At 74.0% G+C, this 24062-nt stretch carries 17 protein-coding genes and 1 pseudogene; 5 read left to right on the top strand and 13 right to left on the bottom strand.

Features of this window, described 5'->3' with window-relative positions; all coding sequences use genetic code 11:
* The first annotated feature begins 201 nt into the window (after positions 1–201).
* Both A6F73_RS01390 and A6F73_RS01385 read left to right on the top strand, forming a co-directional pair.
* Positions 202–1293: an SMP-30/gluconolactonase/LRE family protein gene (locus A6F73_RS01390; protein WP_107452799.1), complete on the top strand. Its 1092-nt coding sequence runs from the start codon at positions 202–204 to the stop codon at positions 1291–1293.
* 212 nt (positions 1294–1505) lie between these two features.
* A pseudogene (locus A6F73_RS01385) lies at positions 1506–2704 on the top strand (IS701 family transposase).
* Between the two features lie 400 nt (positions 2705–3104).
* Here A6F73_RS01385 and murQ read toward each other — a convergent pair.
* From murQ to A6F73_RS01365, 4 genes are all read right to left on the bottom strand, one after another.
* Positions 3105–4010 carry an N-acetylmuramic acid 6-phosphate etherase gene (gene murQ / locus A6F73_RS01380; protein WP_063346044.1) on the bottom strand — a complete coding sequence of 302 codons (906 nt, stop codon included), beginning with the start codon at positions 4008–4010 and terminating at the stop codon, positions 3105–3107.
* A gap of 157 nt (positions 4011–4167) precedes the next feature.
* The gene (locus A6F73_RS01375; RefSeq protein WP_063346043.1) at positions 4168–4791 is read right to left on the bottom strand and encodes an HAD family phosphatase; all 624 of its coding nucleotides are present in this window, start codon (positions 4789–4791) and stop codon (positions 4168–4170) included.
* Positions 4792–4961: 170 nt separating this feature from the next.
* Positions 4962–5642, bottom strand: coding sequence for a DUF6445 family protein (locus tag A6F73_RS01370; protein WP_063346042.1), 681 nt, complete (start codon positions 5640–5642; stop codon positions 4962–4964).
* 96 nt (positions 5643–5738) lie between these two features.
* A complete protein-coding gene (locus tag A6F73_RS01365) occupies positions 5739–6497 on the bottom strand; it encodes a TetR/AcrR family transcriptional regulator (protein ID WP_079135340.1) in 759 nt (252 codons plus the stop codon).
* A 126-nt stretch (positions 6498–6623) separates the two neighbouring features.
* On the opposite strand from A6F73_RS01365, the gene mca reads away from it, so the two are divergent.
* On the top strand, positions 6624–7565 hold the full coding sequence (gene mca / locus A6F73_RS01360; protein ID WP_063346041.1) for a mycothiol conjugate amidase Mca: 942 nt from the start codon (positions 6624–6626) through the stop codon (positions 7563–7565).
* A 23-nt stretch (positions 7566–7588) separates the two neighbouring features.
* On the opposite strand, the gene A6F73_RS01355 is transcribed toward mca, so the two are convergent.
* Positions 7589–9031: a PHB depolymerase family esterase gene (locus tag A6F73_RS01355; protein WP_063346040.1), complete on the bottom strand. Its 1443-nt coding sequence runs from the start codon at positions 9029–9031 to the stop codon at positions 7589–7591.
* A 200-nt stretch (positions 9032–9231) separates the two neighbouring features.
* On the opposite strand from A6F73_RS01355, the gene A6F73_RS01350 reads away from it, so the two are divergent.
* A complete protein-coding gene (locus A6F73_RS01350) occupies positions 9232–9816 on the top strand; it encodes a PaaI family thioesterase (protein WP_079135339.1) in 585 nt (194 codons plus the stop codon).
* Positions 9817–9966: 150 nt separating this feature from the next.
* On the opposite strand, the gene A6F73_RS01345 is transcribed toward A6F73_RS01350, so the two are convergent.
* The 3 genes from A6F73_RS01345 to A6F73_RS01335 all read right to left on the bottom strand — a co-directional run bounded on the left by A6F73_RS01345 (position 9967) and on the right by A6F73_RS01335 (position 12852).
* On the bottom strand, positions 9967–10965 hold the full coding sequence (locus A6F73_RS01345; protein WP_063346039.1) for a YdcF family protein: 999 nt from the start codon (positions 10963–10965) through the stop codon (positions 9967–9969).
* A 126-nt stretch (positions 10966–11091) separates the two neighbouring features.
* Positions 11092–12045, bottom strand: a complete 954-nt coding sequence (gene pip, locus A6F73_RS01340; RefSeq protein ID WP_063346038.1) for a prolyl aminopeptidase — start codon at positions 12043–12045, stop codon at positions 11092–11094.
* A 129-nt stretch (positions 12046–12174) separates the two neighbouring features.
* The gene (locus A6F73_RS01335) at positions 12175–12852 is read right to left on the bottom strand and encodes a TetR/AcrR family transcriptional regulator C-terminal domain-containing protein (RefSeq protein ID WP_063346037.1); all 678 of its coding nucleotides are present in this window, start codon (positions 12850–12852) and stop codon (positions 12175–12177) included.
* A 181-nt stretch (positions 12853–13033) separates the two neighbouring features.
* Between A6F73_RS01335 and A6F73_RS01330 the strand changes: the two genes are divergently transcribed.
* The gene (locus tag A6F73_RS01330; RefSeq protein ID WP_079135338.1) at positions 13034–14689 is read left to right on the top strand and encodes an MFS transporter; all 1656 of its coding nucleotides are present in this window, start codon (positions 13034–13036) and stop codon (positions 14687–14689) included.
* A 41-nt stretch (positions 14690–14730) separates the two neighbouring features.
* On the opposite strand, the gene A6F73_RS01325 is transcribed toward A6F73_RS01330, so the two are convergent.
* The 5 genes from A6F73_RS01325 to A6F73_RS01305 form a co-directional block, all read right to left on the bottom strand.
* Positions 14731–15543 (bottom strand): lysophospholipid acyltransferase family protein, encoded by an 813-nt coding sequence (locus tag A6F73_RS01325; protein WP_063346036.1) that lies wholly within the window; start codon positions 15541–15543, stop codon positions 14731–14733.
* Positions 15540–16376, bottom strand: a complete 837-nt coding sequence (locus tag A6F73_RS01320) for a GNAT family N-acyltransferase (protein ID WP_063346035.1) — start codon at positions 16374–16376, stop codon at positions 15540–15542. The genes A6F73_RS01325 and A6F73_RS01320 overlap by 4 nt, the downstream gene beginning before the upstream one ends.
* Positions 16377–16727: 351 nt before the next feature.
* The gene (locus tag A6F73_RS01315; RefSeq protein WP_063346034.1) at positions 16728–18107 is read right to left on the bottom strand and encodes a serine hydrolase domain-containing protein; all 1380 of its coding nucleotides are present in this window, start codon (positions 18105–18107) and stop codon (positions 16728–16730) included.
* 245 nt (positions 18108–18352) lie between these two features.
* Complete coding sequence (locus A6F73_RS01310) at positions 18353–19717, bottom strand: M1 family metallopeptidase (protein ID WP_079135337.1); 1365 nt, start codon at positions 19715–19717, stop codon at positions 18353–18355.
* A complete protein-coding gene (locus tag A6F73_RS01305) occupies positions 19714–23670 on the bottom strand; it encodes a Pls/PosA family non-ribosomal peptide synthetase (protein WP_063346032.1) in 3957 nt (1318 codons plus the stop codon). Before A6F73_RS01305 ends, A6F73_RS01310 begins: the two co-directional genes overlap by 4 nt.
* Between the last annotated feature and the right edge of the window lie 392 nt (positions 23671–24062).

Genomic DNA, 24062 nt, shown 5'->3' with positions numbered 1-24062 from the left:
ACGTCGGTGTACGGGCCGGGGCGACGGCGGGCGTGCGGGCCCGGGCAGGGGGCGTACGGGGCGACCCAGACCACCTCGAACACGGATCTGACGAATCATCACATCCCTTGCACATTTCTCCTATTGTCCTCACGCCCCCCTCACCGGCGGCTAGCCTTCCCAGGGGCGCCGCGAGGGCGGCGCGGGGAGGGGAAGCGATCAATGAGAGCTCTTGCGAGGACGGCCCGCTGGACGACGGCGGTGGCCACCACGGCGGCACTGCTCGCACTGGCGGGCGGGCCCGCCGTGGCCACCACCCCGGTCCCCGGCGTCGAGGCCACCGTCGCGGTGGGCCGCGGCGACGTGGTGCCGGTGGTCAGCCCGGACGGCACCACGGTGTACGTCACGGTGGCCGACGCGAACAACAGGATCGCGGTGAGGGCGGTCGACACCCAGACCGGCCAGGTCACCGGCCAGGACAGCACCGGCAACCACAACTGGTCCTCGATCACGGCGCTCAGCCCGGACGGCTCGCGGCTCTACGTCCTGAACCTCGACGTCGTGACCGTGTGGGACACCGCTTCGCTGACCGTGCTCGCCTCGCTCCCCGTGCCGGACCAGCCGCGCCCGGAGCGCTGGACCGAGGGGAAGCTCAACGAGCTGGCGCTCAGCCCGGACGGGGCGACGCTCTACGTCACCCAGGACGGGTCGTCGGGGATCCGGTCGAGGGGCGACGGGCGGGTCCTGAGGTTCGACACCGCGCGGCTGGCGTTCACCGACGCGGTGCCGGTCCCGGCGATGAACGTGAACGGGCTGGCGGTCGGAGCGGACGGCCGCGACGTCTACGTCGGCGCCAACGTGGGCGTCGTGCACCTGGACACCAGCGGCGCCGTGCCGTCCGTCGTCGGCAGGATCCCCGCCACCGCCACGGTGTACGGGCACGAGTTGGCGCTCACCCCCGACGGCGGCCGCCTGCTCGCCGTGAACGCCTCGGGCAGCGGCGCGGCCGACGTCGTCGACACCGCCACCGACACCGTCGCCGCACACCTCGCACTGACCAGCGGGTACGCCAACCTGCACTTCCCGCGTGCCGGCGCGGACAGCACCCGCTTCTACGTCACCACCGGCACGTCCACCATCAGGGGCTCGGTGCTCGCCCTCGACGCCGCCACGGGCGCCGCCGTCCCGCAGGAGTCGCTGATCGGCCTGACCGACGGGGTCATCAGCGGTCTCGCCCTGGGGCCCGACGGCCACACCTTCTACGTGGGCGGCTACACCGGGAGCACCGCCGTCCTGCGGATCGTCCGGCACTAGTACTCCAGCAGGACTTCGACGTTTTGCCTGTTCAGAGGGCTCGCGGTGGGGTGTAGCGGGCTGATGCTTGATCAGGGGCGGTCTTCATCGGACCGCCCCTCGATCGTGTGCAGCCGGCGTTGGTAGTGACAGCGCCGGGGCGGCCTCTCGTCGTGATCAACGAGCCTGCAGCCGAGACCTGGGACAACGAACTCGAAGACCTCTTCCTCCGTATCGGCCACCGCTTCAGCCGCGTGGAGCCACGCCGCCGGATGCGCGCGTCCGCGGCCTGCTCGGCCCAGTCGGCCGCAAGAACGGCTGGTAACTGGCCGAATACGCAGGTCACGCCACACCCGACGGCCTGCAGCACCTGCTCGCCGGTTCCCGCTGGGACGCGGACGAGATCCGCGACGAGCTCCAGCACTACGTCGTCGAACGCCTCGGAGCCGACGACGGAGTCCTGATCATCGACGACACCGGCTTCGTCAAGAAGGGCACCACCTCTGCCGGTGTGCGGCGCCAGTACTCCGGCACCGCCGGCCGAACCGGGAACTGCCGGATCGGGGTCTTCGCCGCCTGCGCCTCCACCCGTGGCCGCGCCCTGGTCGACCGCGAGCTCTACCTGCCCAAATCCTGGACCGAGGACCGGGACCGCTGCCGCGCAGCGAGGATCCCCGACGAGCGGGAGTTCCGCACCAAGGGCGGCCTCGCCAAGGCCCTGGTGCTGCGGGCGCCGGCCTCCGACCTGCCGATCGCCTGGGTCACCGCGGACTCGGCCTACGGCCAGGAGGGGCGCTTTTGTCGCCTGCTGGAACAGTCCGGCGTCGGCTACGTCCTGGCGGTGCCCAAGTCCCAGTTCAGCGTGGGCTGTCCACGCGTCGACTGGCTGTTTGCCCAGGCCCCGGCCCGGGCCTGGGAGCGGATCTCGTGCGGCGACGGTGCCAAAGGACCGCGCATCTATGACTGGGCGGCCATCCGGCCACCCGCCGTGGCCGAGTTCGACTACCAGGATGAGACCCCGGTCCGCCAGCGGTGGGCGCTGGCCCGCCGCAGTCTGAGCAGGCCCGACGAGATCGCCTACTGCCTCGCCTACGCACAACTCGACACGACCGTGGAGCAGTTGGTGCGGATCGCCGGGATGCGCCGGGCGATCGAGGAGTGCTTCCAGGCCGCGAAGAACGAGTGCGGCCTGGACCAGGACGAGGTCCGCCGCTACCCCGGCTGGATGCGACACGTCACCCTGGCCATGCTCGCCCACGCCTTCCTGGCCGCGATGGCCGCGGCGGCCGCGGCGGCTGCTGCAAAGGGGGCTGCAGAAACGGTTCCCGCGCCCTGGTCGACCTCACCGTGGCAGAGATCCGGCGGCTCCTGGCAACTGGCTGTCCCCGCGGCCCGCGTCCACCACACTGCCCGCCCCTCGCTCACGCCTTGAAGTGGTCCACCTGGCGGCGACAACGCCAGGCCGTCGCCCGGCGCTGTCACTACCAACGCCGGCTGCACACGATCGAGGGGCGGTCCAATGAAGACCGCCCCTGATCAAGCATCAGCCCGCTACACCCCACCGCGCAGCCCTCTGAACAGGCAAAACGTCGAAGTCCTGCTGGAGTACTAGGTCCTGTCCGGTCGATCTTGGCGGATCAGCCCGCGGCTCCCCCAGCCTTCGGCCGGGAGGTGCCCCCATGACGCGCCCGGCTGGGCGTGCGCCCGAGTCGTCCTCGTACTGGACGTACTTGGGCGATTCGGGCGTGCGTCCAGGCGGGATGCCTTGGGGTACCTCCCGGCCGCCAGGCTGGGGGCGCGTCGCGCGCCCGGCGTGATCCGAAAGAGAGCCCCTAGCGGCGGTGGGCGCGCAGTGCCTCGCGCAGCCGCCCGCCGGAGGCGGCGAGCTGCCGGGCGGCGGTCGGCGCGTCCACGTCCGCGAGCAGGACCAGGATCGCGTCCTTGGCCCGGCCCCCGGTGGCGGCGAGCACGCGGCGGACCGCCGCCTCGTCGGCGCCGGTGGCCTCCGTGACGATCCGGTGGGCCCGTGCGCGGAGCTTGGCGTTGGTGGCCCGGACGTCGACCATCAGATTGCCGTACGTCCGGCCGAGCCGGACCATGACGGCCGTCGACAGCATGTTGAGCACCAGCTTCTGCGCCGTGCCCGCCTTCAGCCTGGTTGACCCTGCCAGCACCTCCGGGCCGACCTCCACCTCGATCCCCAGCTCGGCCGCCGCCACCAGCGCCGAGCCCTGGTTGCAGGCCAGTCCGACCGTCAGCGCCCCGGCCGCCCGTGCGGTCCGGACGGCCGCCACCGCGTACGGCGTGCGGCCGGAGGCGGAGACGCCCACCACGGTGTCGGCCGGGGTGAGCCGGAGCGCGGCCAGGTCGGCCGCCGCCAGCTCCGGGCGGTCCTCGGCGCCCTCGATGGCCTCGGCCACGGCGGTCCCGCCCCCCGCGATCAGGCCCACCACCAGGCCCGGATCGGTGCCGAAGGTCGGCGGGCACTCGGCGGCGTCCAGCACCCCGAGCCGCCCGGCGGACCCCGCCCCGGCGTAGACCAGCCGCCCACCGGCCGCCATCCGTGCCGCCGTGGCGTCCACCGCGGCGGCGATCCGGACCAACTCCCCGGCCACCGCGGCGGGGACGGTGCGGTCCTCGGCGTTCATCAGGCGGAGCAGGTCGGTGGTCGGCAGCTGGTCGATCCCGGCCCAATCGGGGCGGATCGTCTCGGTCGGAGGTACAGCGTCCTGGTGCATGCGGCCAGCGTCCCCGGACGCGGCGGTCGCCAATCGGTGCGGGGCCGCGCGTGGTCTCCGGGGCCTCGGTCGGGGTGTCACCGTGGCGGGCGCCGGGCCGTCAGGGGTGTCCGTCCTGCCCCCACGTACGGAGTGAGTGCTCAGCCCGTTCAGCCCGTCAACGGACGTCGCCGTCGCCGTCGCCGAGGTGACGGGCGATGCGGGCGATGGCGGGGGCGTTGTCCTCGAACAGATGGGCCTGCATGCCCACCGCCCGGGCGGCCTCGACGTTGGGCGCGTGGTCGTCGATGAAGAGGCAGTCGACCGGGCTGACGCCCAACTCGGCGCAGGTGATCTCGTAGGCGCGCGGGTCGGGCTTGCCGGTCCCGATCTCGTGCGAGTAGACGATGTGTTCCACCAGCTCGTCGAACCGGTAGAGCGGGACCTCGCGTTCGCGGGCGCCGACGAAACTGTTGCTGAGGATGCCGAGCCGGGCCCGCCCGCGCAGTCCGCGCACGTGGGCGATGAGCTCCTCGTTCGGCGTGCCCAGGTACTCCTCCCAGAGGTCGGCCATGAAGGCCGCGACCTGGGCCGGACCGAGGTGCAACCGGGCGGCCACCTGCTCGCGCACCTCCGGCTCGGTGATGCCGCCGATCGCGCCGGCCTGCCAGACGTCCCGCAGCCGCTCGTCGATCGCGTGCGGCGGCAGCTCCAACAGGCGCTCCCAGCGCTCCGGCCAGCCCGTCCTCGGCGTGTATTCCAGGACGCCGCCGATGTCGAGGATGAGACAGGGTGCGTTCACGGGTGGTCCCCTCTCCGCTGCGGCCGCCGTGGCGCGGCCCGCCCCTGACACTCTCGGGGGTGCGGGCGGGGCCGGGTCAAGGGGGCGGTGAGTCCTCGGCAGCTCCGGAGACCGCGTTCGGCGGCCGCGTTCGGTTGCCGCGTTCGGTGGTCGGGCGTGCTGTCGGTCCGTCAGGCCATCCAGAAGAAGACGGCCGTCATCCGACGTTCCGGCAGCTCGGCGCCGTAGTAGGAGGTCGCGCTGTGCATGAGGTTGGCGTGGTAGAGGAGCAGCTGGTTGTAGCGGTTGGGGACGCGGACGTCCTCGGTGAAGTGGTCGGCGGGCACGTGGCGGGTGCCGAGCGCCTCGACCAGATTGTTGTGCGGCGCGTTGACGAGGTTCCCGCCGAGGCGTCCGCCGGGGAACTGCTGGCGGTAGAAGCTGGTGCCGGCGTCCTTCGGCGCGCCTGGGCTGAGGTAGAGCACGGCGGCGTAGCGGCAGAGCGCGCGGGAGTCGGTGTGCGGGCGGGACTCCGACTCCCCGGCGCCGACGACCTGGACGCAGTTGTGGTTGAGCGTGCCGCCGCCCGGGGTGCTCTGCACCCAGAGCCGGGAAGCGCCGGTGGCCTTGCGGACCAGGGCCTCCACTCGGGCCAGCTCGTCGGGCTCCAGGCCGGGCATGGTGCGCAGGCCGGGCCAGGTCTCGGGGCGGTGCGGGTAGCCTTCGGTCCAGTCGCCGCGGGCCAGACAGCGCTCGCGGACGGCGTCCGGGTCGGGGAGGACGTTGTCCAGGACCCAGTAGTCCCGGCCTCGGGTGGGCTTGCGGTAGGGCAGGACCGGCAGGGTGGTGGGCCTGATGGGCTGTGAGGGCATGGGCCGACGATAGGGGCGGCGGTCGTCAACCTTCTGCCGTGAGCAGGTCAACCTTTCGTCAAGGGCTCTCCACGGGTGGGCGTCTCGCGCCGCAGGTCAGGAGCCCGGTCGGACGGCGAAGGTGCCCAGGGCGCCCTCCAGTCGGTCGAAGGCCCGGACGGCCGAGGGGCGCACCGCCGCCGTGATGGCGGCGGCCTCGTCGCCGGCCAGCAGCCTGCGGAACACTTCGGTGAACACCGTGCGGTCGACGGCGGCGAGCAGCCCGGCGGCCACCCGGCTCTCGAAGTCGACCGGCGGGCCGGCCGGTGTGCCGCCCGGCGCGTCGGGCGATGCGCCGGGCGGAGTGCCGGGCGGAGTGCCGGTTTTCGTTGGGCGGGTGGCCTCGGCCAGGGTCTCGGCCAGGGCGGTCTCGCTCTGTTCGTGCAGCTCGCGGATCCGGGCGACCAGGGCGGGGCTGTCGGCGATGGTGCGGGCGAACGCCGGGCCGGAGAAGCCGAGCCGTGGGTCGTGCCGGTCGAGGCCGGCCAGGCAGTCGCGGCGCAGCGCGGCGAGGGCGGACTCGCCGGGCGCACGCTCGGCGACCGCCCGGGCGAGCCGACCGACGATCTCCTCGTGCAGGTCGAGGAGGAGGTCCTCCTTGCGCGGGAAGTGGTTGGTGACGGTCATCTTGGCGACTCCGGCGGCCGTCGCGACCTCGGCGATGGTGGTGCGGTCGAAGCCCTGCTCGATGAAGAGCCTGGTCGCGGCGTGCGAGATCGCCTCGCGGGTGCGGCGCTTGTTGAGCTCGCGCAGGGTCGGGGCGGCCCCGGTTCCCGTCAGGGTTTCCGTCGCGGTTTCCGTTGTGGGTTCCGTCATGGGGGCAGCGTAGCGCAGTTCGATGGGTCGGACCCAGAAATTAGGCTTGACCTAATCGCTGGGTCCGTCCTAAGTTTCTTCCGGGCGGTCGGAGCGGCCGCCGGACGGACGACCCGGGGAGGGCGCATGACCACATCGGCCACGTACGGAGGCGCCGTGTTCACCCAGCACGCCGGGCGGCTCCGCCTGCTCAGCGTCCACGCCCACCCCGACGACGAGTCCAGCAAGGGCGCTGCCACCCTCGCGCGGTACGCCGCCGAGGGGGTGGACGTCCTGGTCGCCACCTGTACCGGCGGTGAGCGCGGCTCGGTGCTCAACCCGGCCATGGACCGCCCCGAGGTCCGGGCGGACCTCGCCCGGATCCGGAGCGAGGAGATGGCGGCCGCCCGGGGCATCCTCGGGGTGCGCCAGCAGTTCCTCGGCTTCGTGGACTCCGGCATGCCGGGCCCGGGCGAACCGCTGCCGGAGGGCTGCTTCGCCGCCCAGCCCGTGGCGGCGGCCGCGGCGCCGCTGGTCGCCCTGATCCGGGAGTTCCGTCCGCACGTGGTGGTCACCTACGACGAGACCGGGGGGTATCCGCACCCCGACCACGTGATGACCCACCAGGTCATGGTCGAGGCCTTCGAGGCCGCCGCCGACCCGGGCCGCCACCCCGAGACGGGGGAACCCTGGCAGGCGGCGAAGCTCTACTACCACCTGGCGCTCTCCAGAGCCTGGTTCCAGACCCTGCACGACGCGATGACGGAGCGGGGCGTCCCCTCGGGCATGGGCGCACTGCTCGCGGACTGGCCGGACACCCCGCCCGCCCTCGCCACCACCACCCGGATCGCGTGCGCCGAGCAGTTCGCCGTACGGGACGCGGCACTGCTGGCGCACGCCACCCAGATCGAGCCCGGGGTCGCGTTCATGGCCCACCCACGGGACATCGAGCGCGAGGTCTGGCCGACGGAGGACTACCACCTCGCCCGGAGCCTGGTGCCGGTCGAGGGCGAGGGGTCCGAGACCGACCTGTTCGCCGGGCTGCGCTCAGGAGAGGCGGGGCTGCGCCCGGGAGAGGGGGACGGATGAGCCGGAGGTCGGGTTTCGCCCGCTCAGCACTGGCCGTCGGCGAGCACGAAGTAGCCCGGGCCGGTCTGCTTCAGGGTGTGCGTCACGAAGGTGTTCCAGAGGCCCATGCTCTGGCCCGAGCCGAGCGCGTAGGTCAGGCCGCCGCTCTGGGTGGCCCGCCCGGCCCGGACCTGGCTGTAGTTGCTGTCGGTGAAGCACTGCGCGGCGCCGCCGCCGGTGGTCGCCGTCACCGCCGCCGATCGGGTGCCCACCGCGCCCGACGGGTCGACCGCCGCCACGGTGTAGCCGTACGACGTGCCGGGGGCGAGCCCGGTGTCGGTGAAGGACGGGCCGGTGGCACTGCCCGCCATTGTGCCGTCCCGGTAGACCTGGTAGGAGGCGGCCCCGCTGACGGCCTGCCAGGCGAGGGTGATCGAGCTCTGGCCCGCCGGGGTCGCGGTCAGCCCGGTCGGGGCGGGCAGGCCGGGGTTGGTGGGCCCCGTGCCGCCGTCCAGGCCCCAGAACTGCGCGGTGTAGTAGCTGGAACAGATCGTGTTGAGGAAGTAGCTGCCGGTGGCCCCGCACTGGTCGGCTGCGGAGCCGGGGTTGACGGCCAGCCCGTGGCCCATCCCGGCGATGGTGAACAGCGCCACGGCGGGCCGCCCGCCCGCGTCGGCGTAGACCTCCTCGGTGGTGCCGCCCGGCAGGCTCCGGGTGCTGGTCGGGCTCTGGCCGACACCCTGGACATTGGTCCACTGGTCGCGCAGCTCCGTCGCGTTCACCGGCCTGACCACGGTGTCCGCGCTGCCCTGCCAGATCGCCACCCGGGGCCAGGGCCCGGCGTAGCCCGGGTACGCGGCCCGGACCTTGTCGCCCCACTGGGCCGGGGTGAGCCCCTGGTCGGAGTTCTGGCAGCCGGAGGCGGCGCCCTGGGTGGTCGCGCACTGGGCCGGGAGGCCGGAGTCGATCGCCCCGCCGGCGAACACGTCCGGGTAGTCGGCCAGCAGGTCGGAGGCCATCCCGCCGCCGGCCGACAGCCCGGTGACGAACACCCGCCGGCCGTCCGAGCCGTACAGGGCCTTGGCCTTGGTGACCATCTCGATCACCGACTCAGCCTCGCCGGCGCCCCGGGCGTTCTTGGTCGCGTCGAACCAGCTGAAGCAGGAGAGGCTGTTGTTGGCACTGCTGGTCTGCGGGAAGACGACCGCGAAGCCGTACCGGTCGGCGAAGGTCGTCCAACCGGAGTTGCGGTAGTAGTCGTTGGCGGTCTGCAGGCAGCCGTGCAGCGCGACCACCAGCGGCGCGCCACTCGGCAGTCCGGCGGGGGTGTAGGAGTACATCGCGAGGTTTCCCGGATTGGCGCCGAATCCGGTGACCTGCTGGAAGGTCCCGCTCACGGTGTCGGCCGCAGCCGGGGCGGGTGCGGTGGTGCCGATCGCGAGTGCGGCGGCCGTCAGCAACGCGGCGGCGGCAGGACGGAGAGGCATGGGGGCTCCTGGGTGGGGGAGGAGTGGGGGCGGATGCCGTGCAGCGTGGCGCGCCCCGTGCCCCGGTGCCATGTGACGGCCACCCGAGGTCCACCGCCCCGCCATGGCGTGGACCGCCATGGTCCGATGCCCGGGGCCGCGCGCCGGCCGTACCGCGGAAGGCACTTGAGGGGCGTGCGCGAACAAGGCAGGTTGATCCCATGACGACGAATGAGGCAGACCCCGGCGGCGCGACGTCCCCGGAGGGCCAGGAGCTCCTTGAAGGCCGGCAGGCCCTGGAGGGCCAGGTGCCCCGGACCAGGACCCACACCTGGACGGCCGGCCCGCCGATCTCCGCCTTCCCGCGCCTGAGCGGAGAGGAGATCCTGCACGAGATCCTCGCGGGCCGGATTCAGGAGCCGGCGATCTGCAGCACGCTCGGATTCCATCTGGCCGAGGTGAAGCCGGGCACGGCGGTGTTCGAGGGCGAACTCGGCGATCACCTCTACAACCCGATGAACACCGTGCACGGCGGCTACCTCGCCACCCTGCTCGACTCGGCGCTCGGTTGCGCCGTGCTGAGCCGGCTGCCCGCCGGGATCGGCTACACCACCACGCAGTTGAACGTCCACATGCTGCGCCCGCTCTTCGCCGACTCGGGGCTGCTGCGCTGCGAGGGCCTGGTGCTGCATCTGGGCCGGACGATGGCGACGGCCGAGGCGAGGGTGGTCGGGGTGGAGAACGGCAAGCTCTACGCGCATGCCACCACCACCTGCGCCATCCTGGCGCCCCGCCCGGCGGCCTGAGCGGCGGCCTGACAGGTGGTCCGACCGGTGGCATGACCGGAGGCCCGGGCAGAGGTTCGGAGGACCGGAGGGAGACCTGACGGAGGTTCGGCTGAAGGTACGGCCGGGCCCCGGTCGCTTCGGCGGCCGGGGCCCGGGGTCGGCTGCGGTTCAGAGGGCCGCGAGCAGCCCACAGAGCGCGAGGAGGCCGCAGATCCCGAAGTTGATCAGCTTGTGCGAGAGGAACACGGCGGCGAACTCGCGGATCGTCGCGCTCGGCCAGTAGTACGCGGCGGTCGGCGAGCCGAACACCTGCCCGTTGACGCCGGTCCTGCGGGCGGTGAGCGCCGCCCGGAAGGCGTGGAAGTTGTTGGTGACCACGACACAGCGGTAGTCGGGCTTGGCCTGCTCCATGATGGCCTTGCTGAAGAGCAGGTTCTCCTCCGTGGTGCGGGAGCGGTCCTCGCGCTCGATGTGTTCGGCCGGGAAGCCGCGCCCGGTCAGGTAGTCGGCCATCGCGTGGGACTCCGGCAGTTTCTCGTCCGGGCCCTGGCCGCCGGAGGTGATCAGCACCGGCGGGTTGCCGCGCGCGGCCTGCTTGTCGTACACCTCCCGGCCCCGGTCGAGCCGGCTGGCCAGCAGCGGCGGGACGCGCTCGCCGCCGATCAGACCGGAGCCGAGGACGACCACGAAGTCCACGTTCCGGCGCGGCCGGTGGCGGCCGTAGAGGAATGCGTAGCCGACGAAGCAGACGAACAGGAAGGAGATGTAGCCGACCACCAGGACGGCGGTGCCCGCCAGTACGCCCAGCCGGGGCGAGCGGGTGGCCAGAGCAGCGAGCAGCAGCGCGATGACGGCGAGGATGCCCAGACCGGCGAGGAGGGACAGCAGGTTGGCGGGCCGTCTGCCCTCCTTGCGGATCATGGTCAGGCCGTTGGCGATCAGGAACCAGACCAGGGCCGCCGTGCCGAGGGCCGGCAGCAGGATGATCGCCACCGCCGCCAGTTCCATCACCAGTGTGGGCGCCTTGCGCAGCTCGGTGAGCAGGGCGAGGGCGAGCAGGGAGACGGCGATGCCGAGCAGGACGGCATTGCTGAACTGGCGGCGGTCGCGTAGTACCCCGATTCCGAACAACAGGAAGAACAGGGCGGCTGGGACATAGGCGATCATGCTTCGTATCGTAGGCGGAGGCCGTTCGCGTGAACCGCCCGTCCGCCCGTGGACGAACCGGCCGGGCGGACTGGACAGGCGGACTGGGCAGACGGACCGGACAAGGGGACCGGACGAGCGGGCAGGTCAGGCGAACCGCTCGATCGCCGCGAGGACCGCCTCCGTCATCGCCGGACTCCCGGTGTGCCCGGACTCGTCGATGACGGTCAGTCGGGCCTCCGGCCAGGCCCGGGTCAGCCGCCACGCGGTGTCGAGCGGCGAGCCGAGGTCCAGTCGGCCGTGGATCAGTTCGCCCGGGATGCCGGCCAGCCGTCCGGCGTCGTGCAGCAGTTGGCCGTCGGCCAGGAACGCGTGGTGCGCGAAGTAGTGCGCGGTGATCCGGGTGAACGCCATCAGCGCGTCGGTGGGGCGGTCGCTGTAGGCGTTCGGCTTGCCCAGCGCCTCGTGCGCGATGACGGCGTCCTCCCAGGTGGCCCAGGCGTTCGCGGCGGCCCGCCGGACGGTCTCGTCCTGGCTGTTGAGCAGCCGGCTGTAGGCGGCCACCAGGTCACCGTCGCGGTCGGCGGCCGGCAGGAAGTTCCGGAACTCCTCCCACGGGCCGGGCAGGAAGCGGGCGACGCCCCGGTAGAGCCAGTCGGTCTCCTCGGGGCGGGTCGTGGTGACGCCGCAGAGCACGATCTCGGAGACCCGCTCGGGGTGGGCCTGCGCGTAGGCGAGGATCAGCGTCGAGCCCCAGGAGCCGCCGTACAGCAGCCACTTCTCGATGCCGAGGTGGTCGCGCAGCCGCTCCATGTCCGCGATCAGCCGCTCGGTGGTGTTGTGCTCCAGCCCGGTCGCCGGGTCGGCGGCGTGCGGCAGACTCTGTCCGCAGCCGCGCTGGTCGAACTGGACCACGTGGTACCGCTCGGGGTCGAAGTACCGCCGGGCGCCCGGCCGGTGGCCGGACCCGGGCCCGCCGTGCACGATCGCGGCGGGTTTGCCCGCCGGGTTGCCGGAGGCGTTCCAGTGCATCCGCTGCTTGTCTCCGACGTCCAGCAGGCCTTGTGCGTAGGGCTCGTAGTGGGGGTGTAGCTCGGGCATCGCGGAACTCCTCCGTGGATGTGCGGCCGGGGTGCCCTGACAGACCCTAGCGGGCGTTCGCAGGCCGGGCCGCGGATTTTCGGCGGGCCCGGGGCGGGGCCCGGCCGGCCGGGCCCCGCCGTGGTGGGGTCAGCGCTGTTCGGCGGGCAGCAGGGTCGCGAGCCCGTCGAGGACGCGTTGCACGCAGAACTCGAAGCGGGTGTCCATGTCGGGTTCGGTGAGGTCGTCGGCCAGGGCGACGAGGTTGGGGAAGGTGTCGGCGGGCAGGGCGCGGAAGCGGTCGCCGGCGGCGTCGGCGATGTCCCGGCGGCTGGTGCCGAGGACTTCGGCGGCCGAGATCGGGGACTGCTCCTGGAGGACGAACCCCTGGACGAAGGCGCCCAGCAGGTAGGTGGCCATGGCGGCGTCGGCGTCGGAGAAGCCGGCCGCGCGGAGCCGGTCGAGCTGGTCCTCCATCAGGCCGAGCAGGTGGGGCCCGGGGGAGAGGCGGCCCGAGACGACCTTGGCGGCGTCGCGCTTGTCGAGCAGCAGCCGGCGGTAGCGCCAGCAGTAGGCGTGGAACTGCTCGCGCCACCCGCCCTCGCGCGGCGGGGGTTCGGCCGAGGCCATCACCGCGTCGGTGAGCAGGTCGAGCAGTTCCTGCTTGTTGCGGACGTGCCAGTACAGCGAGGCCGCCTTGACGCCGACCTCGGCGGCGACCTTGCGCATCGACAGCCCGTCGAGGCCGTCCCGTTCCAGTACCCGCAGCGCGGCCTGGGTCAGCGCGTCCCTGGTCAGTGGCGGTGTCGTGTCGTCGTTCTCTGGCATGGCTGTGCGGACGCCTCCAGCGGTCTTACCCGGTCTTACCCGGTCGCGAGTCTCGCGGCGGCTGTCCGTGGCGAGCGCCTGTACGCGAGATCCCGCTTGCAATCTAACACCGTTAGGGGCACTCTGTGCGTGCCGCACCACTCCCTAACGCTGTTAGGGGCCAGGAATCGGGAGGGTTCCCATGCAGGAGTCGAGCGCTCGGCGCAAACGGCTCGCGCTACTGACGCTTTGCGTCACCATGTTCATGTCGATGCTGGACAACGTCATCGTCAACAACGCCCTGCCCCGCATCGGCCAGGACCTGGACGCCGGGATCAGCGGCCTGCAATGGGTCGTCGAGGGATACAGCCTCGTCTACGCCGGGTTCGTGCTGACCGGCGGCGCGCTCGGCGACCGGTACGGCCGCACTCGGATGTTCCGGTTCGGCCTCGCGCTGTTCACGGTCGGCTCCGCGCTCGCCGCGCTCGCCGGAACGATCGGCCTGCTGGTCGGCGCCCGGATGCTGCAGGGCGTCGGGGCCGCGCTGCTCACCCCGGGCAGCCTCGCCCTGCTGCGCCACGTCTTCACCGACGAGCGCGAGCGTGCCAAGGCGATCGGCCTCTGGTCCGGGGTCTCCGCGTTGGGCCTGTCGATCGGCCCGGTGGTCGGCGGGCCGATGGTCGAGCACCTCGGGTGGGCCAGCGTGTTCTGGATCAACGTACCGATCGGCGTGGCCGCACTGGTGCTCGCCGCCCGCGTGCTCCCGGACATCCCCCCGCGTGCCCGGCGGATCGACCTCGGCGGCCTCGTCCTCTCCGCCGCGGGCCTCGGCCTGCTGGTCTACGCGCTGATCGAGGGGCCGACCCGAGGCTGGACGGACACCCGGGTGCTCCTCTGCGGGGCCGCGGCACTCGTGCTGCTGGCCGCCTTCCTGGTGCTCGAACTGCGGCTCGCCGAACCGATGCTGGAGCTACGGCTGTTCCGCGACGGCGCCCTCGGCGGTGCGCTGCTCAGCGGCTTCATGGTCAGCTTCGGGATCTTCGGCGCGCTCTTCTTCCTGCCGCTGCTGATGCAGGGCCCGCTCGGCTGGTCCCCGTCCGACGCCGGCTACGCCGGGCTGCCGATGACCGCGATGATCGTCGTCGCCGCCCCCCTCTCCGGCGGGCTGACCTCGCGGTACGGGCCCCGGCTGCCGCTGGTGCTCGGTCTCGCGCTGTGCGCGGCGGGCCTCGGTGGGCTGTCCCTCTACGGCGAGCACGCCCACTACGTCGAGTACCTGTGGACCCTGTTCGCGATGGGCCTCGGGATGGGGATGACCTTCACCCCGGTGTCGATCGCGGTGCTCCAACGGGTCGCCCCGGCGCAGACCGGGATGGCCTCGGCGAGCATCAACACCCTACGTGAGCTGGGCGGCGTCCTCGGGATCGCGGTGCTCGGCGCGGTGCTGACCAACCGGATGACCGGCAGCCTGACCGCCGCCCTGCACCGGCTCGGCGTGCCGCCGGACGCCGTCGGCCCGATCGCGGACGCGCCCGCCGGGGCGGGGCGCGGCGGTGGCGGCGCGGCCGCCGTGCTGCCCGGCCCGGTCCAGGACGCGATGGACGGCGCCTTCATCGAGGGCCTCCACCTCGCGGCGCGCTGCGGTGCGGCCGCGCTCGCCGTCACTGCCGTCCTGGTCGCCGTCCTGCTGGGCCGGGCCCGCCCGCTCGCCCCGGGCGGTACCGGCCTCCCGGAATCGGCCCCCGACTCCGCGTCGAACCCGGGCTCCGACCCCGGCCCGAGCCCCGGCCCCGACCTCGGCCCCGACCCCGATCCGAGCCCCGGTCCGGAGCCGCTGGCCGAGGCCCGGCCGGTCTGACCGACCTGACCGACCTGACCGATCCGCGTGCCGACGCCACGTCAGCGGATGCCCTCGACCGCCGCCTGCGCCGTGCGGGCCAGTTCCCGGCGCGCCCCCGCCCGGGTGGCCTGCGGCGCGGGCGGCGGAATCGGCGGCAGGAACGTCACGTCGGCGACCAGCCCGCGCACCGCGACCACCCGGGCGAGCGAGGTGAGCAGTCCGTCGTCTCCGATGAAGGCGGGCACGCTGGTCGGCCGTCCGTCCGCCAGCCGGTAGCGGATCGTCACCGGCTGGACGAAGGCGCCCGCCTCCACCGCCGCCTGGAACAGTGCGGGCCGGAAGCGGCCGCTCTCCCGCCCGCACCAGGTGGACCCCTCCGGGAAGACGATCACCGGCTGGCCGGCGCGCAGCACCTCGGCCACCGCCGCCACGGTGTCGGGCAGCGCGCGCAGCCGGTCGCGGTCCAGGAACACGGTGCCGCCCCAGGCGATCAGCGGCCCGAGCACCGGCCACCGGCGGACCTCGGTCTTGGCCAGTGAGCGGCCCGGGCGGCCCGCCGCGATCAGCGGGATGTCCAGCCAGGACACGTGGTTGGCCACCACGAGCGTCCCGCCGCCGAGCGTGCCGCCCGGCGTCCCGAGGTGGACGGTGACCCCGAGGGTGTGCAACAGGACACGCGCCCAGAGCCGGATCAGCCGCTCCCGGGTCCCGTACGGGAGGAGGCGCAGGGGCAGGCTGAGCAGCACGCCCGCCAGCACCGCCGCCAGGCAGGCCGCCAGCCGCAGCGCCCGCCGGGGGTGCGAGACGGCGGGCGCCGGGTCGGCCAGGCAGGTCTCGGGCCGGCAGGGGGCCGTCGGAAGCCAGACGCTCATGATGAGGCGCCGAGGGGCCGGGAGGGCAGTCCGGACAGGAAGTGCCGCAGGTAGCGCGGGTCGGTGCGCTCCAGGGACAGCAGCACGTACAGGTCGACGCAGTCGAAGTCCGGGTCGTACGCGGGCTCGCCGCAGACCCAGGCGCCGAGCCGCAGGTAGCCGCGGAGCAGGGCGGGCAGCGCGCCGCGCTCGGCGCGCGGCACGCCGGTGGCGTCCCAGCGGCGGCGCGGGGTGACCCGGTACTGCTCGGGGGCCAGGTACTTGGCGCTGACGGTGTCCCAGACCCGGGCCGCGGTGGCGCCGCCGTCGTCCAGGGGGATCGAGCAGCAGCCGCCGACCCAGGTGTTGCCGGTGTCGGAGAGGTACCGGGCGATGCCGCCCCACATCAGGTTGATGACGGCGCCGTTGCCCCGGTGGTCGGGGTGGATGCAGGAGCGGCCGAGTTCCACCAGGCCCGGGCGGACCGGCGCCAGGGCGGAGAGCTCGAACTCGCCGTCGGAGTAGAGCCGTCCGGCCCGCCGGGCGGCCTCGGGGCGCAGCAGCCGGTAGGTGCCGACGACGGCGCCGTGCTCGCCCTCGCGGACCAGGAGGTGGTCGCAGTACTCGTCGAAGGGGTCGACGTCCAGGCCGGCGACCGGGCTGTGCAGGACGGCGCCGAGCTCGGCGGCGAACACCTGGTGGCGCAGCCGCTGGGCGGCGCGCACGTCGTCGGCGTCGCGGGCGAGGGAGACGGTGTAGGCGGCCGGGGCCTGCGGCCGGCGGGGGGCGGGGACGGCGGGGGCGTCCTGGGTGGGGGCTACTGCGGTCGGAGTGTACGTGGGGACGGTGGTCATGGCGGACCCTCCAGGGCAGCACGATCGGCGGCGCCCTGGATCGCCAGGGCACCGGCCCGGCCCGCAGGCGTTGGGCCTGCACGCGAACCGGTCCCCGTATATCTCTCCGAGCCGGTTGGCATCCATGTTGCGGCGCGGCGGAGCGCAGATGTGCAACTGCTGAATGGGACCACCCGTCGCCTCCCGGTCATCTGCCGGGCACCGGGTGCTCGCTCGCCGGGGGTGGACAGCCCGGGCGCCTGTGCGCCCGGGCCGGCCACTCTCTCCGGGGATTCCCCCGGAACTCCCGCGGACGGGTGTGATGTTGTGTGCGACCGGCGTGCCCCGAGCAGGGCGCGCCCCCGGCAGGTCCTAGAAGGCCTGCCAGCCCTTCGGGTCGACGTCGCCCGGGATGACGGGTGCGGGGCCGTAGGGTTCGCGGGTGAGGATGAAGGAGCCGAGGTCCAGGTGGCTGACCGTGCCGTCGGCCGCCCGGACCACCCGCAGGGTCTCGCCCGTGTAGTAGTCGTCCAGTCCCGTCCAGGTGCCGTCCGGCTCGGCGCGGAAGCGGGAGCTGCGGGCTCCGCCGGTGAGCGAGGTCAGTTCGAGGCCGCGGTCGGCCCGCAGCCGCAGGGCCTGCGCCGAAGTGCCCCAGTACCAGGGGCCGGTGAGGGCCAGCAGCTCCTCGTCGACCTCGGGCAGCGGGCGCCAGGGCTCGGGCAGCCGGGGCTCGTGTTCGGCGGTGAGCGTGATCAACTGGGTGGCCACCAGGGTGGTGCCGGCGCCGGTGGTGGCGTTGGACAGGGCGATCGCGGCCAGGCCGTCCTCGTCGCTGACCCACAGTGCGGCGGTGAAGCCGGGCATCGAGCCGGTGTGGCCGTACAGCACCCGGCCTTCGTGGCGGCGCAGTTGCAGGCCGAGGCCGTATCCGGTGGTCCAGGTCGTGTTGTCGGGGCCGGTGGCGGGCCGGCGCATCTCGGCGAGCGAGTCGGCGGCGAGCACCTTGTCGTCCCCGGCGGCGAGGAAGGCCGCCCAGCGGGCCAGGTCGGCGACGGTGGACCAGAGTTGGCCGGCCGGGCCCATCAGGCCGGTGTCGGTGAGCGGCTCCGGCAGCATGACGTCGGCCCACGGGTGGACGGCGAAGCCCCCGGCGTGCGGGTGCTCGGGCAGCAGGGTGGTGCGGTCCATGCCGAGCGGCGCCAGCACCTCGCGCCGCAGCACCTCGCCCCAGGGCTCGCCGCGCAGCCGCTCGACCAGCGCGCCGAGCAGCGCGTAGCCGGGGTTGGAGTAGTGGTGGAGGCGCCCGGCCGGGTGCTTGATCGCGGCGCCGGGCTCCAGCAGGTCGTCCAGTCCGGGTCGCAGGGAGCCGTCGGTCCGTTCCCACCAGGGCCCGGGCGTCTCGGCGGCGAGTCCGGCGGTGTGGGCGAGCAGTTGCGCGATGGTCGCGCCGTCGGCCGGGGTGCCGGGCAGGTGGCGGGCGAGTGGGTCGGCGAGGTCGAGCAGGCCCTCGTCGCGCAGCCGCAGCACCAGCACGGCGACGAAGGTCTTGGTGAGCGAGCCGATCCGGTACTGGACGTCGGGGGTCGGCGCGTGTCCGTCGATCATGCTGCGGGCGCCGCTCCAGACCAGCCGGCCGTCCCGGACCACTCCGGCGGCCAGGGAGGGCGTGCGCCCTTCGGCCTGGGCGACGGCGATCCGGTGCAGCAGGGCGCGGCGGGTGGTCGGCAGCAGTTCGTCGGACTGATCGGTCATCTGATCCTCTGAATCCTTCGGCGCGGTCCGGCGGGGGAGGCCCGTCGGCGTGGTCTGCCACGAGGTCCGCCGGCGAGACCGTCGGCGAGGTCCGCAGGCGGGGGCCGCCGGTCAGCACGGACGGGCGACAGACGAACCCAACCTAGCCAGGCCGCTCCGAAGGATCCACCCGTTATCTCCGCAAACGCCCCGCGATCGCCCCGCGAATGCCCCGTGAACGCCCCGTGACGTCGCCGCCGGGCCGGTCAGCCCGGCAGCGGCGGGAGTTCGGGCCGCTGCAGCCAGGCCTCGAAGACCGGGGCCAGCGGGGCGGTCGTGTAGCGGGAGGCGTGCGCGAGCAGGTCGGCGGTGCCGACGACGCCGTGCCGGTGGACGCTCGTCCAGTCCCGCAGCATCGCGAAGAAGGCGTCCTCGCCCAGCGCCCGCCGCAGCGCGTGCACGGCCAGGCCGCCGCGCTGGTACAGCCGGTCGTCGAACATCAGCCTGCGGCCCGGGTCGGCGAGCCTGAGGTCCTGCGGGAGCCCGGCCAGCAGGCCGTGCGCGGCGGCGGCGTGGGTGGCCGCGGCCGGGCCGCCGGCGTGCTCGGACCACAGCCACTCGGCGTACTTGGCGAAGCCCTCGTTCAGCCAGATGTGCCGCCAGTCGGCGATCGTCACGCTGTTGCCGAACCACTGGTGCGCCAGCTCGTGGGCGATCAGCCGCTCGCGTTGCCAGCCGCCGCCGAGGTGGTTCGTCCCGAAGGTGGCGACGCCCTGCGCCTCCACCGGGACGTCCAGTTCCTCGTCCGCGACGACCACCGCGTACTCGCCGAACGGGTAGGGCCCGAACACCTCGTCGAAGTACGCCATCATCTCCGGCTGCCGGCCGAAGTCCCGGGTGAACGCGGGGACCAGCCGCTCCGGCACGTAGCCGGTCTGCGGCACGGCCGGGCGGGCCGCCAGCGGCACCGGCCGGTAGTGGCCGATCGACACCGTCACCAGGTACGGCGAGGTCGGCGCGCTCTGCTCGTACACCCAGGTGGTGCTGGACGCCCGGGTGGTGCGGGTCAGCAGCCGGCCGCTCGCCAGCACGGTGAACGGGGACGGCGTGGTGATCGCGATCTGGTACGTCGCCTTGTCGGCGGGCCGGTCGTTGCACGGGAACCAGGACGGCGCGCCGATCGGCTGGCTGGCGACCAGCGAACCGTCGGTCAGCTCCTCCCAGCCCAGGCCGCCCCACGGGCTGCGCACCGGGCGGGGGTTGCCGGTGTAGTGCACCTCGACGGTGAACGCGGCGCCCGCCGCCAGCGCCCTGGCCGGGCGGATCCGCAGCTTGCCGGCGCGGTGGGTGTAGCGGGCGGCCTTGCCGTCGACCAGCACCCGCCCGATCCGGAACTCGGCCAGGTCCAGCGCGAACTCGGCCAGCGCCGCGTCCGCCACGGCGCTCAGCCGGGCCGAGGCCGCCAGCCGGTTCGGCCCGGGCCGGTAGTCCAGCGCGAGCTCGTAGCGGTGGACCCGGTAGCGGTGGTCGCCGCTGGCCGGGAAGTACGGGTCGGGGGCGCCGGCGGCCGCCGGGACGTGCTTGGGCTTCACGGGGGCGGGCACTTCCTGCGGGCCGGGACGGGTGGTCATGGCGTGGGCTGCCACGCCTCGATGGGGTTGCCCAGCCACCGCGTGTCGGCGGGGACGGACTCGGCGCGCATCACCAGCGAGGCCGGGCCCAGCGTGCTGCGCGCGCCCACCGTGCTGCCGGGCAGCACGATGCCGCCCGGGCCCAGGGTGGCGCCCTCGCGGAGGATCACAGTATCCATCCGCATGATCCGGTCGTGGAAGAGGTGCGTCTGCACCACGCAGCCCCGGTTGATGGTGACGCCGTCCCCGAGGGTGACCAGGTCCGCCTCCGGCAGCCAGTAGCTCTCGCACCAGACGCCGCGGCCGACGCGCGCGCCGAGCGCCCGCAGCCAGAGGTTCAGCACCGGCGTGCCCGGCACCGCGCCGACCAGCCACGGCACCGCCAGCACCTCGACGAAGGTGTCCGCGAGCTCGTTGCGCCACACGAAGCTGCTCCACAGCGGGTGCTCCACCGCCCGGAACCGGCCGACCAGCAGCCACTTCGCCGCCACCGCGACCAGGCAGGCCACCGCGCCGGCGCCCAGCAGCACCAGGCCCGAGAGCAGCGCGGCCACGCCCGCCGGCCAGGAGACGGACAGCCGGGACAGCACCGCGACGGTCAGCATGCCGAGCGCCCCCGAGGCGAGCACCGGCAGCAGCCGGGCCAGCTCGACCAGTCCGCGCGCCCAGAGCAGCCGGGCCGGCGGCTCGTAGGTCAGGCTCTGGTCGGCCTCGTCCGCCGCGCGCGGCAGCCGCATCGGCGGCATGCCCAGGTACGAGCCGCCCTTCTTGGCCTTCTCCGGCGTCGCCGACAGCACGCCCACCAGGCCCCGCTTGGGCACCGCCCGCCCCGGCGCGGTCATTCCCGAGTTCCCGAGGAACGCCCGCTCGCCGACCTTCGCCTCGCCGAGCCGCACCCAGCCGCCGCCCAGCTCGTACGGCGCGATCAGGGTGTCGTCGGCCAGGAACGCGCCGTCGCCGACGGTGGTCAGGCTGGGCAGCGCCAGCACCGTGGACACCTCCGCGCCCCGGCCGACCCTCATCCCGAGCGCCCGCAGCCACAGCGGCGTGACCAGTCCCGCGTACAGCGGGAACAGCACCTCCCGGGCCCGGTCCATCAGCTGGGTGACGGTCCACGCCTGCCAGCCGACCCGGCCGTGCAGCGGGTGCACCCCGGGGACCAGACCGCGGCTCAGCAACCGGACGGCGGCCACCAGCTGCGCCGCGTACACCGCGCCGTACGCCAGGGTGGCGGGCAGCAGGCCGAGCAGCGCGCCGCCGAGCGCCGCACCGAGGTCGTCGCCCTGGTGGACGAATCCGGCGAGGACCGCGAGCGCGGCCAGCGCGGGCGCCACCGGGAGCAGGCCGAGCGCCGTGCCGCTGGCGCCGTAGAGCGCGGCCCAGAAGGCCCGGTGCGGCGGGCGCTCCTTGGGCCACGCCCGCTCGACGCGGCCCAGCTTGACGGCGGGCGCGCCGCCCCAGCGCTGGCCGGTCGGCACCTGCCCGGTGACGCTGGAGCCGGGCAGCACCTGGGCGCGCTTGCCGACCCGGGCGCCGGGCAGCAGGGTCGAGCGGGTGCCGACCACGGCGCCGGAGCCGACCTTGACCTGGCCGACCTCCAGCCGGTCGCCGTCCAGCCAGTAGCCGCACAGGTCCACCTCGGCCTCGACGGCGCAGCCCCGGCCCAGCTTCAGCATCCCGGTGACCGGCGGCAGCGAGTGCAGGTCCACCTCGGGCCCGACCTTGGCACCCAGCGCCCGGGCGTAGCGGACCAGCCAGGCGCCGGACAGTGCGGTGGCGCCGCTGAGCTCGGCGAGCCGCTCGGCGGTCCAGAGCCGCAGGTGGATGGCGCCGCCGCGCGGATGGCTGCCCGGGCGCAGGCCGCGCAGCAGCAGCCGGGCGCCGCCGGCCGCGATCGCCAGCCGGCCCGCCGGGGTGTACAGCGCCAGGGCGCCCGCGCCGACCGCCCACCACGAGGCGGTGGGCGCCCACGGGTAGTCGCCGAGGTGGGAGAGCAGGTTCCCGGCGGCCAGCAGGGCGACCGTCCAGCGCAGGCCGACCACGGTGAACAGCGGGATCAGTAGGAGCAGCTGGAGCAGCTTGGCCCTGGTCGGCACCAGCGCGACGGTGCGGGCCTGGCCGCCCTGGGCGGCGGTGCGCTCCAGGTGCCGGGCGAGCTTGCGCAGCGTCGGGTGCTGGTAGACGTCCAGCACGGCGGCGTTCGGGTAGCGGGTGCGCAGCAGCGTGGTGAGCCGGGCGGCGGCCAGGCTGCCGCCGCCGATGCCGAAGAAGTCGTCGCGCGGGCCGCTCACCGCCACACCGAGGATCTCGGCCCACTGCTCGGCCAGCCAGGCCTCGGTGCCGTACAGCTGCTCGCTCGGCCCGGCGTTCTCCAGCTCGGGCAGCGGCCAGGGCAGCGCGGCCCGGTCGACCTTGCCGGAGGTGCGGGTGGGCAGGGCGTCGACCGGCGCGAGCAGCGGCACCAGGGCGGCCGGCAGCTCGGCGCGCAGCCGTTCGACGGACTGCTCGCGGTCGAAGCCGTCCTGGACGACCAGGTAGCCGACCAACAGCTGGTTGCCACCGCGCGCGGTGCGGACGGCGGCGGCCGCGCCCGCCACGCCGGGCAGGGCCTGGAGCGCCGCGTCGACCTCGCCGAGTTCGATCCGGCGGCCGCCGAGCTTGATCTGCTCGTCGGTGCGGCCGAGGAACAGCAGGCCGGCCGGGTCGGCCTGGACCAGGTCGCCGCTGCGGTACGCGCGCTCCCAGCCGAGCGAGGCCAGCGGCGCGTACTTCTCGGCGTCCTTCTCCGGGTCGAGGTAGCGGGCCAGGCCGACCCCGCCGATCACCAGCTGGCCGGTGCCGCCGGGCGCGACCGGCTCGCCGGCCTCGTCGACCACGGCGAGGTCCCAGCCGTCCAGCGGCAGGCCGATCCGGACCGGGCCGTCGCCGGTCAGCAGCGCGGCGCAGGCGACCACGGTGGCCTCGGTGGGGCCGTAGGTGTTCCAGACCTCGCGGCCCTCGGTGACCAGCCGCTGCACCAGCTCCGGCGGGCAGGCCTCGCCGCCGAAGATCAGCAGCCGCACCTCGTTGAGCGCCTCGGCTGGCCAGAGCGCGGCCAGCGTCGGGACGGTGGAGACCACGGTGATCTCCTGCTCCGCCAGCCAGGGGCCGAGGTCGGCGCCGCTGCGCACCTGGGAGCGGGGGACGGGCACCAGGCAGGCGCCGTGGCGCCAGGCCAGCCACATCTCCTCGCAGGAGGCGTCGAAGGCCACCGACAGGCCGGCCATCACCCGGTCGCCGGGGCCGATCGGCTCGTCCTGGAGGAAGAGTGCCGCCTCGGCGTCGACGAAGGCGGCGGCGTTGCGGTGGGTGACGGCCACGCCCTTGGGGCGGCCGGTGGAGCCGGAGGTGAAGATGATCCAGGCGTCGTCGGTCGGCGCGGGGCGGGGGCGGTGGTCCGCGGCCGCCTCGCCGGGGTGGGGCACCGGGCGTTCGCGGTGGACGGTCAGCGCGCGGTCGGCGCCGAGCACCGCGGCGACGCCGGCCTCCCCGAAGACCAGCTGGGCGCGCTCGTCCGGGTCCTCGGCGTCGACCGGCACGTAGGCGGCGCCGGCGGCGAGCACGGCGAGGATCGAGACGTACAGGTCGTTGGTGCCCGAGGGCACCCGCACGCCCACCCGGTCGCCAGGGCCGATCCCGGCGGCGGCCAGCCGGCGGCGCAGCTGCTCGACCTCGGCGGCCAGGGCGCGGTAGCCGAGCACGGTGCGCCCGTCGTCCAGGGCCGGCTCGTCGGGGTGGTCGCGGACGGTGGCGTCCAGGACGTCGACCAGGGTGCGCGGTGCGGCGGCCGGACGGCCCGGGAAGAGGGCCTGCGGCGGTGTGGCATGGGGTGGCGTGGCTTGGGGCTGAGTGGCTCGGGGTGGTGTGGCCTGGGGCGACGTGGGGGACTGCTCCGTGCTCGGTTCAGCTGTCATGGCAGCCCGTACGCTCCTCGTCCTCGCCCCGTTCCGACTGATGCCCGGCCCTTCGGGGCGGTGGGAGCACTCGCCTGACGGGGTGACCCCACTCCGGGGCCGGAGCGGACAACCCGACTGATGGTAGCCCCGGGTGCGAGGCGCCGTACGGCCCGACACCTGGCCCAACTAGGCCGGAAATGGCCTGAGCTGACGTTGTGTCAGTCAACAACTGGATAGGCGTGGAAGTCATGTGACTGGATGTCAGTCGAATTGACGGATCGTCAGGACGAATTCTCGATCGTGATCCACGCCACAGCGAATGCTGCTCCCTTCGGGTGGCGGGCCCGGCTTCCCGGCCCGGTTCCGGCCTGGCAGCCGGGCCCGCCATGGTGTCGGAGCGCTGTCGGAGC

The organism is Streptomyces sp. MJM8645 (genome assembly GCF_001625365.1).
In the GTDB taxonomy this organism is placed as follows: domain Bacteria; phylum Actinomycetota; class Actinomycetes; order Streptomycetales; family Streptomycetaceae; genus Kitasatospora.
Note: the sequence above shows the minus strand (reverse complement) of the source record. Positions and strands in the feature narration are given on the sequence as shown.